At 40.2% G+C, this 16,416-nt stretch carries 6 protein-coding genes and 1 pseudogene; 4 read left to right on the forward strand and 3 right to left on the reverse strand.

Annotated elements, in window-relative coordinates; translation table 11 throughout:
* Positions 1-23: 23 nt before the first annotated feature.
* Positions 24-1,994 carry an NACHT domain-containing protein gene (locus tag AB0756_RS27050; protein ID WP_456341414.1) on the reverse strand — a complete coding sequence of 657 codons (1,971 nt, stop codon included), beginning with the start codon at positions 1,992-1,994 and terminating at the stop codon, positions 24-26.
* Positions 1,980-2,789, reverse strand: a pseudogene (locus tag AB0756_RS40055) (protein kinase domain-containing protein); the annotation flags it as partial. The pseudogene AB0756_RS40055 and the gene AB0756_RS27050, both read right to left, overlap by 15 nt.
* Positions 2,790-3,114: 325 nt before the next feature.
* On the opposite strand from AB0756_RS40055, the gene AB0756_RS27055 reads away from it, so the two are divergent.
* The 4 genes from AB0756_RS27055 to AB0756_RS27070 all read left to right on the forward strand — a co-directional run bounded on the left by AB0756_RS27055 (position 3,115) and on the right by AB0756_RS27070 (position 14,359).
* Positions 3,115-8,643: a trifunctional serine/threonine-protein kinase/ATP-binding protein/sensor histidine kinase gene (locus AB0756_RS27055; protein ID WP_082051622.1), complete on the forward strand. Its 5,529-nt coding sequence runs from the start codon at positions 3,115-3,117 to the stop codon at positions 8,641-8,643.
* Positions 8,644-9,017: 374 nt separating this feature from the next.
* Entirely contained in the window at positions 9,018-12,698 is a 3,681-nt protein-coding gene (gene smc, locus AB0756_RS27060) for a chromosome segregation protein SMC (protein WP_038071823.1), read from the forward strand.
* Positions 12,699-12,757: 59 nt separating this feature from the next.
* On the forward strand, positions 12,758-13,759 hold the full coding sequence (locus AB0756_RS27065) for a PRC-barrel domain-containing protein (RefSeq protein WP_038071825.1): 1,002 nt from the start codon (positions 12,758-12,760) through the stop codon (positions 13,757-13,759).
* Between the two features lie 303 nt (positions 13,760-14,062).
* Positions 14,063-14,359 carry a hypothetical protein gene (locus AB0756_RS27070; protein WP_408104023.1) on the forward strand — a complete coding sequence of 99 codons (297 nt, stop codon included), beginning with the start codon at positions 14,063-14,065 and terminating at the stop codon, positions 14,357-14,359.
* A gap of 211 nt (positions 14,360-14,570) precedes the next feature.
* Here the strand turns inward: AB0756_RS27070 and AB0756_RS27075 are convergent, their stop codons facing one another.
* Positions 14,571-16,172 carry a tetratricopeptide repeat protein gene (locus AB0756_RS27075; RefSeq protein WP_038071828.1) on the reverse strand — a complete coding sequence of 534 codons (1,602 nt, stop codon included), beginning with the start codon at positions 16,170-16,172 and terminating at the stop codon, positions 14,571-14,573.
* Positions 16,173-16,416: the final 244 nt, after the last annotated feature.

Genomic DNA, 16,416 nt, shown 5'->3' on the forward strand with positions numbered 1-16,416 from the left:
TATGTATTATAAAGCCTGTGTTTCTATTGTGGCTTGTGGAATGTGCTACCACCAGGCACAAAAGAACAATTCTTTTGTGCAAAATGTTCCAATAGCAAGCGATGGATGAAGATATAACCACCACCAACTTTTTGCAAAAAGATCCGTTCTGTAGCATAGTCAAGAAAACGGGCATAATTCCAAGGAATACAGCGATTGAAGGAGAGAATAATTCGTAAAATTAGGTGTTTTACACAAGCTTCGCCTCCTCCTGCTGCAACTCCAAACAATAAACCAAAAATTCCCCAAACGAGAATCCGCCAGCGCAAAATCGCTGCAGCTAAGCCAAGTAGTAAAAATCCTATTAAACCAAAAACAATTGCATTTTTTGCCGATTGTCTAATTCCCTGATTGGGAACAGACAGCGTTTGGATACCAGGACCCGTCAACCCACGAATGAGAACATAAATGAATCCCAAACAAAAGCCAAAAACTATACCACGTATCCAACCCGCTATAGGAAGATTTATTATATAATTTACAAAACTTTGTAGATCTAATGATATATATAATGTCGCCGCCGTTAGCTTTAAGAGCACTCCAAAAAGGAGTCCCCAAATCATCCCAACGATTAAACTATTGCTAGCATTTCTCCAAGACCATTTTAAAGTCTCCACGGGATGAATGCGGTCAAAACCAAAAATCAGCCAAAAAAATACTGTTGTGAAGCTAAGTGCTAATAAAACTCGATTAATAGGTATTAGTAACAATCCAATTGACAAACCAAGTAATATAAAAACAAACAAAATATTCATTACATAGATACGTTTTTGCCATGGGTTTTGAAACCAGCTTGGCTGCATGCGTTCGATGAGAAATACTGTTTGTGATTGTGTTTTTAATCTTTGCGCCAGCCAACTCAACCAATAAATGACTTGCTCGTTAGAATACAGTCTTCTAGACATTCGGCGGTCTAGCATTCTTTGAATATACTTATCAAATAAATGTTGGCGGCGTTCTTCCAAACTCATTCCCGGTAAATCTGTCATTGACATCCCTTGATAAGCAAGAGTCATAATGCTTAATAGCAAGGGCGATTTGGCTAATTCTTGAATTGTTGTATCCCCTTGGAGTGCGGTTTGTACTGCACCAAGTTCGGAACCTGCATTTTGTAAATATTGGCGAATTTGTTCTAAAGTCAGTGGTTGGATAAAAACCGCTCCTTGAAATCGGAAACGATTGGATAGTGCTTCATAATCTTTGATTCGACTGCAAACAACGATTTCTGTTTCTCCATATTCCCGAGAGAATGTATTAATCGCTTCCACACAAACATCTCGACGGTCAGCCAAAACCTCATCCAACCCATCGAGTAATAGCAGCAATTGTTGATTCTTAATCCATGTTTTGCCAATTTCCTTTGACACTTGATACTTTGTATTAAGTTCTCGCACCAGCCAATCTGCAATTGCGATCTTTTCATTTATCCATGCTGAAAGGTTAAAGACAACTGGAATGGGTTGGGTTGCGTCTATTTCTGCTTCTTGTAGTAAATCCCGAGCCAGTTCTAGCAGTGTTGTTGTTTTTCCAGAACCGGGTTCGCCTAAAATTAAAAGCGATCGCCCAGCCCCCATCTGTTGGAATAAATCGACGATTCTGGTATTTTTTGGAATGGATTGTCTGGTTTGTGCGGGAGTCTCCCACAGCATACCCCAAGGACGATCTAAAGCATCGAAGCGATTTTCCAAACCGAGTTCAATCAGAGCAACTCCATGTAAGGAAGTTTCTAAAACTCCTTTTACCCAATAATTTTTCACTTTGTTGAGTAATATTTGGCGGTTGCGATACTCCTGATTGTTTTCAGGAATCTTTGTTCTGAGTGTTTTTTTAGGAGGAATGGGGGATTGGGGATAAGGGTTAGGAGAGTGGAAATGGTTGTTTAGTCTTTCGCTATTGAGTGTAGATTCCTCCGTTCCTATGATAATTTGGTCTTGCGGACAGAGATCGGCTAACATGGCTTTGGCAGTTGGATAGCGATCGCGTGGATGGGATTGAATAGAGCGATCCAAAACATTTGCTAAGTAGTGGTTGATGTTAACTTCCGGACGCCAAATGATTTCACCCATCTCAGAATTTGTTTTCCAATCTTGGGGACGTTTACCTGTCAGCAAATAAATTCCTGTCAACCCCAAACTGTATAAATCGCTAGAATAAACTGGTTTACCTGCAGCTTGTTCTGGCGGCATAAAACCTGGAGTTCCAACTACAATGGAGCTAGCGATCTCCCCTTGAGCATCCATTACAGTTGTCATCATTTCCTTAGCAATACCAAAATCAATTAAAACGGGTTTACCGTCTTGTTTTCGCCAAATAATATTACCGGGTTTGATATCTCGGTGAATAATTCCTTTTGTATGGATGTAATCCAAAACTGGTAGAAGACTTACTAGTAATTCCCTAACTAAATTCTCACTAAAAAGCCCTTCCTGTTGAACTTTTTGACTTAAAGTCAAACCTTCAACCCATTCCTGAACTAAGTAAAAATGCTCATTTTCTATAAAATAAGCATAAAGCTTAGGAATTTGTTCGTGTCCTTCACCTAGTTCTTCTAAAATTGCGGCTTCTCTACCAAAGCGTTCTTGAATGAGTTGATAAACTTGAGGTTTGTGCGTTACGGGTTTGAGTTGCTTGATGACACAGATGCGACGGGAAGGCAAATAGGTGTCTTCCGCCAGATAAGTATCGCCAAACCCACCCCCTCCCAACGCACGAATAATTTGATAGCGATTGTTAAGTAGCGTTGGATTCATCTAGTTTGTACTTAGATATTATTTGTGATTTATATTACGTTACCAAGGGAGCTTCAAACAAGGGTGCGCCACTATAAAACTTACCAGTCATCTTAACAGGCAAAATCATCATGTAGTATAAAATACTTAATTTAGTATTAACATTAAACATTTTAGGCAATAGCTTCGCTACTGCCTTCGGCAGCTCGCAGTACTGCCTGCACTATTAAAGATTTTCATTATCAATTGTATTAAAAATGCTTTCATATTTTCTAGTTAAAATCACACAAAATTTAGGGAACAATAATTCAGAAAACAGAAAAAATTTTTATAAATGGAAGCAGCAATGGTGACACTAGTTGGTTATGAAATTACAGAGCAAATTTACTCAGGTAGCAGAACTCTAGTTTATCGAGGAATCAGAGAAAAAGATCGCAAACAAGTTGTGATTAAACTGTTGCGACAGGAATATCCTACCTTCAACGATATAGTGCAATTTCGCAATCAATACACCATTGCCAAAAACCTTGATATTGATGGAGTTGTCAAGCCCTATAGCTTAGAACCCTATAAAAACGGTTATGCTCTAGTCATGGAAGACTTTGGGGGAATTTCTCTCAAAGAGTACATTGCCTCTCATTTCCTATCCCTACTCGATTTTCTCGAGATTGCCCTGCAAATAGTTGCTTCCTTAGAAGGACTATATCGCAACCGAGTGATTCATAAGGATATTAAACCCGCCAATATCCTAATTCACCCTAACGACAAACGAGTCAAAATTATTGATTTTAGCAATTCTTCCCTATTACCTAAAGAGACGCAAGTCCCCACAAGCCCAAACCTTTTAGAAGGAACTTTAGCGTATCTTTCTCCAGAACAAACAGGACGGATGAACCGTTTAATTGACTGGCGTAGCGATTTTTACTCTTTGGGAGCTACTTTCTTTGAACTACTTACCGGACAGCTACCTTTTGAATCAGACGATCCTATAGAGTTAGTTTACTGTCATATTGCTAAACAGCCTCCACAAGTTCATAGTATTAATTTAGATATTCCTCCCATTATTTCTAAAATAATTAGCAAATTGATGGCGAAAAATGCTGAAGATCGCTATCAAAGCGCTTTGGGATTGAAATATGATTTAGAAGTTTGCTGGCAAGCCCTAAAAACTACCGGAAATATAGAGACTTTTGCTTTAGGACAACGAGATATTTGCGATCGCTTCCAAATTCCAGACAAACTTTATGGCAGGCAAGTAGAAGTAGAAACTTTACTTGCTGCCTTCGAGCGCGTAGCACGGGGAAATACCGAAATGATGTTAGTGGCAGGATTTTCTGGCATTGGGAAAACTGCTGTTATCAATGAAATTCACAAACCCATTGTGCGCCAGAGAGGTTATTTTATTAAAGGAAAATACGAGCAATTTCAGCGGAACATACCATTCTTAGCATTTGTGCAGGCTTTCCGCGATTTAATGGGGCAATTGCTAAGTGAAAGCGATACCCAATTACATATCTGGAAAACTCAAATTCTAGAAGTATTGGGAGAAAACGCTCAAGCGATCGTTGACGTTATACCTGAATTAGAAAAAATTATTGGCAAACAACCGCCAGCTCCCGAACTTTCTGGTAGCGCGGTACAAAATCGGTTTAATTTGCTGTTTGAGAAATTCATCCACGTATTCACAACTCCAGAACATCCTTTAGTCATGTTTCTGGATGACTTACAATGGGCAGATTTGGCATCTTTGAAGTTAATACAACTGTTGGTGAGTGAAGTAGAAAGTCAATATTTACTTTTGATTGGAGCGTATCGAGATAATGAAGTCTCAGCAGTACATCCATTAATGCTCACCTTGGATGAAATTTGTCAAACTGAAGCAAAAATTAGCACGATCGCACTAGAACCCCTTAATTCTTCCGATCTTAACTATCTCGTTGCCGATACCCTGAATTGTTCGCCAAAAGTAGCTTTTCCTCTGACTGCATTGGTTCTTCAAAAAACAAAAGGAAACCCTTTCTTTGCAACTCAATTTCTTAAATTGCTTTATGATGATGATTTGATTAACTTTAATTTTAATCTTGGGTACTGGCAGTGCGACATTGCACAAGTGAAAGCATTATCTTTAACAGATAATGTTGTAGAGTTTATGGCAATGCAGTTACAAAAATTGCCACCTACTACCCAAGAGGCACTAAAGCTTGCTGCTTGTATTGGAAATCAATTTAACTTGGCAACTTTATCTGTAGTCTATGAAACGTCTCAAACAGAAACTGCTACTCATTTGTGGAGAGCATTGCTAGAGAGTTTTATTATTCCACAAAGTGAAATTTACAAGTTTTTTCAAGATGAGTCAAAACTCAAGACTCAAGGCTCTCTTAGCTCTGAAGTTTGGAATTTAGAAACTGAAATTTTAACTGTTAATTATAAATTTCTCCACGATCGCGTTCAGCAAGCCGCCTATTCTCTGATTCCTGAGGAACGCAAACAATCGACTCATCTTAAAATTGGACGTTTACTATTAATTCACACTTCTCAAGAGAAATTAGAAGAAACGATTTTTATCATTGTTAACCAGTTAAATCTTGGTATAGAGTTAATCAAGAATCAAGTTGAAAGAGATGAACTGGCTCGATTAAATCTGCTTGCAGGACAGAAAGCCAAAGCGTCAACTGCTTATGCTGCTGCTATCAAATATTTAGCAATAGGTAGAGAAGTTTTAGCAGCAGATAGTTGGGAAAGTCACTATAAATTGACATTAGCTTTATATGAGACAGCAGCAGAAGCCGCTTATTTAGGAGGTGACTTTGAGCAAGCTGAAAGGCTAATTGAAATTGTTCTTAAAGAATCTAAAACTCTTTTAGAAAAAATCGAAACCTACGAAATAAAAATTCAGATGTATGCAGCGCAAAATCAGATGGAAAAAGCGCTAAATACGGGGTTAGAAGTTCTGGATATGCTTGGTGTTCCCCTCATACAAAACCCACCACCAAATCTCATTATTCAAGAACTTTACAATCTTCCAGAAATGACCGATCTTTATAAGCTAGCTGCTATGAGGATTTTAACGCAGATTCAACCGCCTGCTTATCACGCCAATCCTGCGATATTACCATTTGTAGCATTTACAATGGTTCATCTCAGTGTCAATAACGGCAATTCACCTCCTGCGTCATTTGGTTATGCTTTCTACGGTTTAGTTTTGTGTATTATGGGAGATTATGAGTCTGGCTATCAGTTTGGACAGTTGGCGTTGCGGATACTAAATAAATTTGATACTCAAGACTTCAAAAGTAAAGTTTATAACCTCTTTAATTGTTTTATCCGACATTGGAAAGAGAATGCTTGTGAAACAATAGAACTTTTCCGCGAAATTATAAGGATTGCTTTGGAAACAGGGGATTTGGAATACGCAAGTTATGCGTCATTTAACTATTGCCACAATATCTTTTTAACCGGGAATTCTCTAGACTATGTCGATCGACAGGTAGAGCAATATATTGTGTTACTGCGAAAAATTAAACAAGAATTCCAGTTACAAGCAACGCAAATCTGGGGACAACTGGTGTTGAATTTAATGGATGAAGCGTTAGAGACGCAGCAAATCAACGGTGAAAGGTTTGATGAGAAAACGATTCTATCCAATCCCCAACAGACAAACTCTATGTCGCTGTATTCACTTTATTTTGCTAAAACTTTGGTTACCTATTTGTTTGGAGATTATACAGCAGCATCTGAAAACGCTTCTATGGCGGAAAAGTACGAACAAGCAATGTCTGTTTTGTTTCCAGTTACCCAAAATCCTTTTTACTATTCTTTAGCTCTCCTAGCTCAGTGTTCCCCTCTTGAAAGCACAGATTGCAGCCAAGCTCGGCAAAAAACTAAAGAAAATCTGAAAAAGGTAGCCATTAACCAGGAGAAAATGAAGGTGTGGGCTGAAAATGCTCCAATGAATTTTCAGCACAAGTACGATCTGGTAGAAGCAGAAAAATCAAGAGTTTTAGAACAGCATTGGCAAGCTGTAGAGCTTTACGATCGCGCTATTACTGGAGCGCAGGAAAACAAATACATTCACGAAGAAGCGATCGCCAACGAACTAGCTGCCAAATTCTATCTGAATTTAGGCAAGGAGAAAATTGCCAAAACTTATATGCTTGATGCTTACTATGCTTATTCTCGTTGGGGAGCAAAAGCCAAAGTGGAAGACTTAGAAAAACATTATGCTAAACTACTGAATCCCATCCTGCAACGAGAAAAAATTCGTCTCAATTCTATTGAAACGATCGCTAACACGATTAGTAATTCTCTATCTAACTCTAGCAGTCAAAACACTCTCACTTCTAATAGCACAAACATTTCAGATGTTCTAGATTTAGCAAGTGTTATCAAAGCTTCACAAGCACTTTCTAGTGAAATGCAGCTAGAGAAGCTACTTTTCACACTAATACAGGTAGTAATGAAGAGTGCTGGATCTGAAAAATTTGTTCTAATTTTGCTCCATAAAGATCGCTGGGTTATAGAAGCAATCCAAAAATTTCCCCAGTCGCCAATCATAATGCAATCTATTCCCTTCGAGTCCAGCCCAGATGTTCCTGCTAACCTCATAAACTACGTCAAGAACACCATACAAACATTGGTAATAGGAGATCCTAAAACTCAGACTTTACTCGCCTCCGATCCCTATCTTATTGATAACCAGCCGCAAAGTTTACTTTGTACACCTATCCTCAATCAAGGGAAATTAATTGGAATTCTTTATTTAGAAAATTCTTTTACCAGAGGAGTATTTACTAGCGATAGAATTCAAGTTATCAATCTCCTCTGTTCTCAAGTTGCTATTTCCTTAGAAAATGCACGCCTTTATCAACAGTCTCAAGAGCACGCTCAACAACTAGAACGCTCTCTAAACGACCTAAAACAAATACAATTACAACTTGTGCAAAGTGAAAAAATGTCTGCTTTAGGGAACTTGGTGGCAGGGATTGCTCACGAAATCAATAATCCTGTGGGTTTTATAGCAGGTAATATTCAACCTGCTGTTGACTATATTAAAGATGTATTCGGTTTACTCGACCTCTATCAAAAGAAATTCCCCAATCCTGGTTATGAAATTGAGGAAGAAATGGAAACTATTGACTTGAAATATGTGCGTCAGGACCTACAAAACTTACTGTCTTCTATGACACAAGGTGTACAACGCATTCGCGATATCAGTCAGAGTTTAAGAACGTTTTCACGAGCAGATACAGAACACAAAACTCTCTTTAATATTCACGAAGGTATTGATAGCGCAATTTTAATTCTCAAACATCGGTTAAAAGCATCAGAAACTTACCCAGCTATTGAAGTTATTAAAGACTACGGAAATTTACCCCCTGTCCGATGTTTTCCCGGACAACTCAATCAAGTATTTATGAATTTGTTAGCAAATGCTATTGATGCAATTGAAGAGTCATTAGTCATTAAGAATCAGCTTTGTGCGGATAGCGGTGCGTTGCAAAGAGAAGTTGCGAACAGGGTTTTCCCTCTTGAGAGAACTGAAACCGATCCGTTATTGGTAGCAGACAAACAACCAATGACTCATGGTAAAGGACAAAAAATAAGCCCTCAAATTCGCATTACCACAAGGCTTACAGAAGATAGAAAAAGTATCGTGATTTGGATTCAAGATAATGGCTTGGGAATGACAAAGGAGGTTCAAGAGAAAATTTTTGAACATTTATTTACAACCAAGCCTGTGGGCAAAGGTACGGGACTGGGATTATCTATTGTTCAGCAAATTATTGTAGAAAAACATGGAGGAACTATAAGTATAAATTCAACATGGGGGGAAGGAGCAGAGTTTCGGATTGAAATTCCTGCATTATATGTATAAACAAAAACTTTTCTAACTGGCTATATATTTTTTACGTATTGTGTATAAGCGTATTTCTATACGATTTCTAACGGGATGAGTTCGTTATATCCCTGGCTTCTTCAAGAAGTCAGGAATCTTAGAGCCGCTTTTCCTCGTCTCACAATTCTCTTGATACACTAACTTTAAACTCCTGCGATTCTCAGGGTCACGCCAGTCGGCTCAATGGGGAAACCCTCCGCAGTTGCTCCTCTTGTGCTTTGCCCAAGACCGCACTGCTCTAAGCACGGCGCTGGCTCCTGTGCGCCCTTACGGTTCCATCATCCAAACCCCCTAACCTCTTGATGACTTTGTTGGTACACTTGAACTTCATTGACCCCAGTTAGCAACCACCTATGGTGCATATAAAACGGGTAGAACTCACAAACTTCAAATCCTTCGGCGGTACGACTTCTGTCCCCTTACTGCCGGAATTTACTGTCATTTCCGGACCCAATGGTTCTGGGAAATCCAACATTCTTGACGCCCTGCTTTTTTGCCTTGGACTCGCCAGTTCTAAGGGAATGCGGGCGGATCGCCTACCCGATTTAGTCAACAACAATCAAACGGCAAAGGGAAAATCTAGTATCGAAGCAAGCGTTACGGTAACCTTTGATTTATCAGACTTAGTTGTAGACGATGTACACCAAGTTACAGAAGTCGTTATAGACGAAGAACCAGATATTACAGATTTATCACCTGATGAAGAAACCGATCGCCAGGAAGAAAGCGAAGAAGAAAAATTTCGCAAAGCCAAAATTCAAGCAAAATCTGGTGTGGAATGGAGCGTCACCAGAAGGCTGAGAGTGACAAGCCAGGGAACCTACACCTCAAATTACTACATTAATGGTGTTTCTTGTACCCTTACAGAACTGCACGAAGAACTAGAGAAACTGCGGATTCACCCAGAAGGTTACAACGTTGTACTCCAAGGGGATGTCACCAGCATTATTTCCATGAACTCTCGCGAAAGACGGGAAATTATTGATGAATTAGCAGGGGTAGCAGCATTTGACCGCAAAATTACCCAAGCTAAAGGAACTCTTGATGAAGTTAAGGAAAAGGAAGATAGCTGTCGTATTGTAGAGACAGAGTTAATTGCACAACGCGATCGCCTCTCCCAAGACCGTGCTAAAGCAGAAAAATACCAAAAACTTCGTACTGAGTATCAAGAAAAACAACTTTGGGAAACCGTTTTATCATGGCGTTCCTTACAAGCCCAGCAAGAAAAGCTATCCACACAAATCCAAGAAGGCGATCGCACTAAGAGCGAGATCCAGAACCAACTTGCAGCTCTAAAATCAGAAATCGCCCAAAAAACAGCCCAACTCGAACAACTTAACGCCCATGTTAAATCCTTGGGAGAAGAACAGCTTTTAGCAGTACAATCCACCCTAGCTACCCAAGAAGCCGAACGCAAGCAACTTCAACGCCAGCAAACAGAACTAGAAGCAGCCATCCAAGAAACCATCAAACGCAAGCAACAAACACAGCAAGAAATTCAACAACACCACCAAACCTTAGAACAACTCGCCCAAAACGAGATCGAACAAACCCAATACATCTCATCCCTACAAACCCAACGAGATGAAGCACGACAAGAATTAGAAAAATCTCGCGAAATAGCTGCAGAAATTGCTTCCGCCTCAGAAGCTTGGGTACAGCAACAAACAGCCCTCAACCGTCAAATAGAAGCGGTGTTGCAAACTGTCGATCCGCAACGCACGGAACAAGCCCAATTAAGAGAACGCAACAATCAGTTACAGCAACTCATCCAAGAACAAACGGAACTGATTCAAACTTTAGAACCCCAATTAGCAGAAAAACAAGCTGAGTACGTACAAGTCGAAACCAAATTTAATGCTTCTAGCGAACCCATTCAAGCCCTAGCGGAAAATTTATCAGCCACAGAACAAGAACTGCAAATCCAACAAGATACCCAAAAGCGTCTTTTACAAGAACAAAGGGAAAAACAACGCTCCTTAGACAAGCTAGAAGCCCAACAAGCAGCCCAGCAAGAAGTCCAAGGAACTCAAGCTAGTAAAGTGATTTTGCAAGCGGGTATACCTGGTGTTTGCGGAATGGTAGTACAGTTGGGACGCGTAGACCCTCGCTATCAATTGGCTTTAGAAATTTCTGCTGGGGCGCGTTTGGGACACATAGTCGTGGAAGATGACAGCATAGCTTCAGCCGGAATTGAATTACTCAAGCAAAAACGTGCTGGTAGGGCAACTTTTCTCCCACTGACTAAAATTCAAGCTCCAAAATTAACTCAAGATTTTACCCTGCGTTATGCAAATGGCTATGTTGATTATGCTGTTAACTTGATTGAGTGCGATCGCCGTTACAAAGATGTATTTGCTTACGTTTTTGGGAATACGGTAGTGTTTGAAACTTTACAACAAGCACGCCAGCATTTAGGATTGTATAGAATTGTAACGTTAGATGGAGAATTGTTAGAAACCAGTGGAGCCATGACTGGTGGTAGCACAACTCAGCGCTCGGCGTTGCGGTTTGGGACGGTGGAAGCAGCAGAATCAGAGGAAGTTTTGAGTTTGAAGCGTCGATTAGCAGATATTGAAAAGGTTTTAGAGCGCTGTAGTGAAGCCATAAGTTCTCTGTCAGTCAGAACAAAACAGCTCGCACAAGAACTTACGGAAGCAAGACAAGGGCGACGAGAACAGCAGTTGTACGCCGAACAGCTACACAAAGAGATTAAAAGTTTGACCGCACAATTAGAGGGAACGCGATCGCAATTAACTCAAAACCAGGAAAAGCTAGCAACAGCTCAATCCCGTTTGGAGGTTTTAGATCGGGATTTACCAGGACAAGAACAGCAGTTGCAACATTTAAGACAAGCATTGACGGAGTTAGAACAGTCCCAAACTCCTCAAGAATGGCAGCAAATTCAAGCGACTATTAAAATTCAAGAGCAACAATTACAACAAAGAGAAGCAGCATTGCGAGAAGGGGAGCAAAGACTGAAAAATTTAGAAAACCAGCAGCAGCGCTTGCAAGAGAAAATTCAAGAATGCTCAAACCGCATCCAAGAATATCAAGAGCAACAGACATCATCAACGGAAACCTTACAGGGCGTATCCACACAAATTGCAGAACTCAACACTCAAATTGCAGAAATCAGGGCAAATTTGAGTGAAATGGAACAGAATTTAGGAGAAGAAAAACAACAACGCGACCGTACCGAACAAGAATTGCGATCGCACGTTACCAGAGAGCAACAGTTGGAATGGGAACAGCAAAAGCTGCAAGAAACCCAGCAAACCAGGCGAGCCGAATTTGCGACATTGCAAGAGCAATTGCGGACTGTAGGCGCAGAATTACCCAGCCCATTGCCAGAAGTCCCAGATAAAGTGGATTTAGAAGACCTGCAAAAAGAATTGCGATCGCTAGCCAAACGGCTCCAAGCAATGGAACCCGTCAATATGCTCGCCTTGGAACAATACGAGCGTACCCAAAAGCGCTTGGAAGGACTCAGCGAAAAACTCCAGACTTTAGAAGGAGAACGCACCGAACTTTTGTTACGAATTGAAAACTTTACTACATTGCGCCAGCGTGCATTTAAAGAAGCCTTCGACGCCGTAAATGAAAATTTTCAATCCATCTTCGCGACCCTTTCCGAAGGTGACGGTTATCTGCAACTCGACAATCCAGAAGACCCATTTAACAGTGGATTAAACCTAGTTGCACACCCCAAAGGCAAACCAGTACAGCGACTTGCTTCTATGTCCGGAGGAGAAAAATCCCTGACAGCATTAAGCTTTATTTTCGCGCTCCAACGCTACCGTCCATCGCCATTCTACGCTTTTGATGAAGTTGATATGTTTTTAGATGGGGCAAACGTAGAACGATTAGCTAAAATGATTAAGCAACAGGCGCAACAAGCACAATTTATTGTTGTCAGTTTGCGCCGACCGATGATAGAATCAGCCGAACGCACAATTGGCGTGACTCAAGCTAGAGGAGCGTACACCCAAGTTTTGGGTATTAAGTTACAATCCAACCATACGAATGCTTGAGTTTTTGATAATAATAGTGTATATAGACAACCGGATTCGAGATCAGGACTCGGTACATAATGACCTCTGAACAAATTATTAGACGTTCCGATATTTTAAACACCCAGGTAATCACCCGCGATAACGGCAAACGGCTTGGCATTATCAGTCAAGTTTGGGTTGATGTCGATCAGCGAGAGGTTGTGGCTCTTAGCTTGCGAGATAGCCTGATCTCTATTTCTGGCGTGCCGCGTTATATGTATCTCAATAGCATCAACCAAATTGGTGATGTCATTTTGGTTGATAATGAAGATGTCATAGAAGACATTGAAGTCGAATCTTACAGCAACATAGTCAGCTGGGAAGTTATTACAGAAACAGGAGACGTGTTGGGTAAAGTCAGGGGCTTCAAGTTCAACGGGGAAACAGGAAAGATTTACGCGATTACGATTGCGTCTTTAGGGCTACCGCAAATTCCCGATCAATTTCTGAGTACTTACGAGATTTCAGTAGACGAAATTGTCAGCACCGGACCAAATCGACTGATTGTATTTGAAGGCGCAGAAGAGCGAGTCACCCAACTTACAGTTGGTGTGTTAGAGCGTTTGGGTATTGGGAGAGCACCTTGGGAGCGTGAAGACGCAGAAGAATATGGGGGAGGTTATGCTTCCCGCACAATAACACCAGACAAACAATTACCGCCCGGTGTCCCATTAGAGCAACCAAAGCCAAAAATTACCCGCGCACCCGAACCCGTTATGGAGGAGGAATGGCATGAGGATTATTATGAAGAAGAACGTCCTCAGCGTCGGGTGATGGAAGCACGACAGTACGAATCCGTTCAGTACGAAGAAGAGGAAGAAGACAATTGGAGTGAAGCAACAGGTCAAGATAGGTACAAGCCACAACCCAAGTACGAATCAAAGCCTAAAAATCCCAAGCCATACAGCAATGACTATGACGATTTTGACGACGATTTAGACCGCGATGCTTGGGCTGATGACGAACCACCAAAACCCGTGAATATTCCCAAGAAGATTAAGGAAAGACAGCCGGAGTATGAAGAAGAAGGCGGATATTAATTGATTTAGTTAATAACAAAAAATGAGGAGTTAGGAGTTAAAAATTCTTACCTCCTCTTTTTTGTTGTTTGAATATGGAGAATTGGAATGAAGTTCCCCCCTTTTTTAAGGGGGGTTAGGGGGGATCGAAACCGCTTTTAATGCACTTTAGAAGCCTTGTGTCACCACCGTAGCTTTATAAGGTGGGATCTAGAAAATTAAGATCCTAAACGAGTCGTTTGAAAACACGGCGCAGATACAAGTCTGAAATGGTGAAGGGTGTAGGTGCAAGATAGCAGTAGGGAAACACTAAAAAATAGCAATTTGCCAGAAACTCTACAAACAACAAATGTTATAATTTACTATAATAACAGTCAATTAAGAGAACTCAAAAATATCAGTATGGCAAAAAGTGAATCAGCAAAATTATGGCAAAAAGCACATAAAGAAAAGGTAAAACAATATAACAAAAATTATAGAAAAAACAAAACTACCTTATCAGTGGTTTTAGATGATTGGGTTATTGAACAAATTCAGCAAGAAAAAGATCCCACACAACCTTGTGGTGCTTGGGTTAGAGAGCTTGTTGAGGCGTGGGCAAAAAATCGCTTGCAGTCTTAGAACAATACTTAAACTTGGCTCTCATGTTTATCTATCAAAAGTAGGAAGCTAATATTTGTAATAGATGTAACACTGAAACTTAATACTTTGGCATCATGTAAAGTCTTTCCCACGGTTTTTGTCGTGGGATTTATTTGCTTGGGGCTTAAGTAACTTCAAGAGTCTTTTAGGGATTTCATTCGTTATCGCTCCCCTCATCAAGCCCGATTGACTAAAAATTTAAAGTATCTAATGAGTCTTCTATTTCTAAATCAAGAACTCTTTCCCGTGCATTTTTGTGTTCTTCTAGTTTGCCTTCTTTGCGATAAAAATCTGCTGCTCTCTGAAAATCTTCTAGGGCTTCTTGCTTATTTCCTAAATTCAAATAAGCACATCCTCGGTTGAAATAAGCATTAGCATCATGAGAATTGAGTTGAATAACTTGACTGTAGTCTTTAATGGCTTCTTCGTAATCTCCTAGATCGTAACGAGCATTGGCTCGGTGATAAAAAATATTAATATCTTGAGGGTTTTTCTTAATGGCTTGCGTGTAATCCTCAATCGCTCCTTTATAATCCCCCATATCGTGACGAGATTGACCGCGTTTTTTATAACTGTCTGCGTCGGTAGGATGAACTTCAGCAACTTGAGAAAATCCTTGCTTATCTTTTAGCAAGTTCGGATTCATCCTCATTGCTTGCGAATAATCTTCTAATGCGCCTTGACGATCGCCTATATGAGAACGCACATCAGCACGGTTTTTGTAAGCAAAGGCGTCATTGGGATTTATCCTAATGGCTTGGGAGTAATCTGCGATCGCACCTTCATAATCTCCCAAATGATAGCGAGCCAAACCGCTTCTGGTGTAGACTTTACCATAATAAGGATTTATTCTAATGGCTTGGGAGTAATCGGCGATCGCACCTTCATAATCTCCCAAATGATAGCGGGCTAAACCGCGTTTGTAATAAATGATGATATCTTTGGGATTGATTTGCAAAACCTCATTGTAAGCTTCGATTGCACCATCATATTTTCCTTTCTCAAAGTATTCATCACCCAGTTTTATATAAAGCTGGCTTAATTCTTCATTTCGTGAGGGAGAAGGGATATTTTCCTCACGATAGAAGTTAGGCTTCATCAACTGGGGTTTGGGTTGTACCTCCAGAACTTCTCGTTTGGGAGGATATCTGTAAATAGGAGCTTGTTGTCGGGGAAAGTTATCATCTGTAAAAGTTTGTAACTGTTCTAAATAACAACGCAATCCTCCACCATACATTAATTGTTCCATTCCAAATGTAACTTTGCCTGTTCTCAGCTTAATCATTTGTGTCGGAAGAAAGCCAGCTAAGAAGAGATGATATTCTGGTTGTGCTTCATTCACCTCTTCTTGAATCAAAATGCAAACAACAACTGCATTTTTTTGCACTTCTTCTATACCAATCGACCATCTAGCTTTATCAAGACTCCCGTGACGTGATTTTACTGCGATGCCAACAGAAGAGTCAAAAGTCAGTGTAAAATCAACCTTACCATCACCACCGAAGCGTTTGTCATAATCAACTTCTGTAATAAAATCTGCCAAACGCTCTTTAACAACTTCTTCACCTAACTTTCCTTTGAGATTGCTGATAAACACATCACGAACGGGAGAAGTACGTTTGTATTTCTCAGCCATTTGCCAGCAAAACTCCCGCAGTCCCTTTAATCTCTCACCAGAAATAACTGTTAATTCGCTATGTTGTCCTTCTATTTCACAATGCAGCAAACGACCAGATGTGAATCTTTTGATAAAATCTGCCTGTAGCGATCGCAGTAGGGTAATCCAGTCCATTTATTATTTTGCGAATCCTGATTAACGAGTTATTTTACAAAAATAACAAACTGGTGTAAACCTATCTTCACTATACTCAATTTAGCCTTTGCAATCATATAGAGTCTACACCAGCCTCTTTTTACTTAAGAAAGAGCTAATAACGTAACAGCTAGCGAGACTGTAAGTAGTTTTTTTCAACTAATACTAAATCTGCCTCTTCTGCTACCTCAACAATTTAGTCAGTACAAACAGATTTTGCTTG

The organism is Tolypothrix campylonemoides VB511288_2, from assembly GCF_045999855.1.
GTDB lineage: Bacteria > Cyanobacteriota > Cyanobacteriia > Cyanobacteriales > Nostocaceae > Scytonema > Scytonema bouteillei_A.

Bases quoted from the DNA above. Each gene is read 5' to 3' on its own strand.
- AB0756_RS27050 (WP_456341414.1), bottom strand. From the start codon at position 1,994: ATGTTAGCCGATCTCTGTCCGCAAGACCAAATTATCATAGGAACGGAG.
- AB0756_RS27055 (WP_082051622.1), top strand. From the start codon at position 3,115: ATGGTGACACTAGTTGGTTATGAAATTACAGAGCAAATTTACTCAGGT.
- smc (WP_038071823.1), top strand. From the start codon at position 9,018: ATGGTGCATATAAAACGGGTAGAACTCACAAACTTCAAATCCTTCGGC.
- AB0756_RS27065 (WP_038071825.1), top strand. From the start codon at position 12,758: ATGACCTCTGAACAAATTATTAGACGTTCCGATATTTTAAACACCCAG.
- AB0756_RS27075 (WP_038071828.1), bottom strand. From the start codon at position 16,172: ATGGACTGGATTACCCTACTGCGATCGCTACAGGCAGATTTTATCAAA.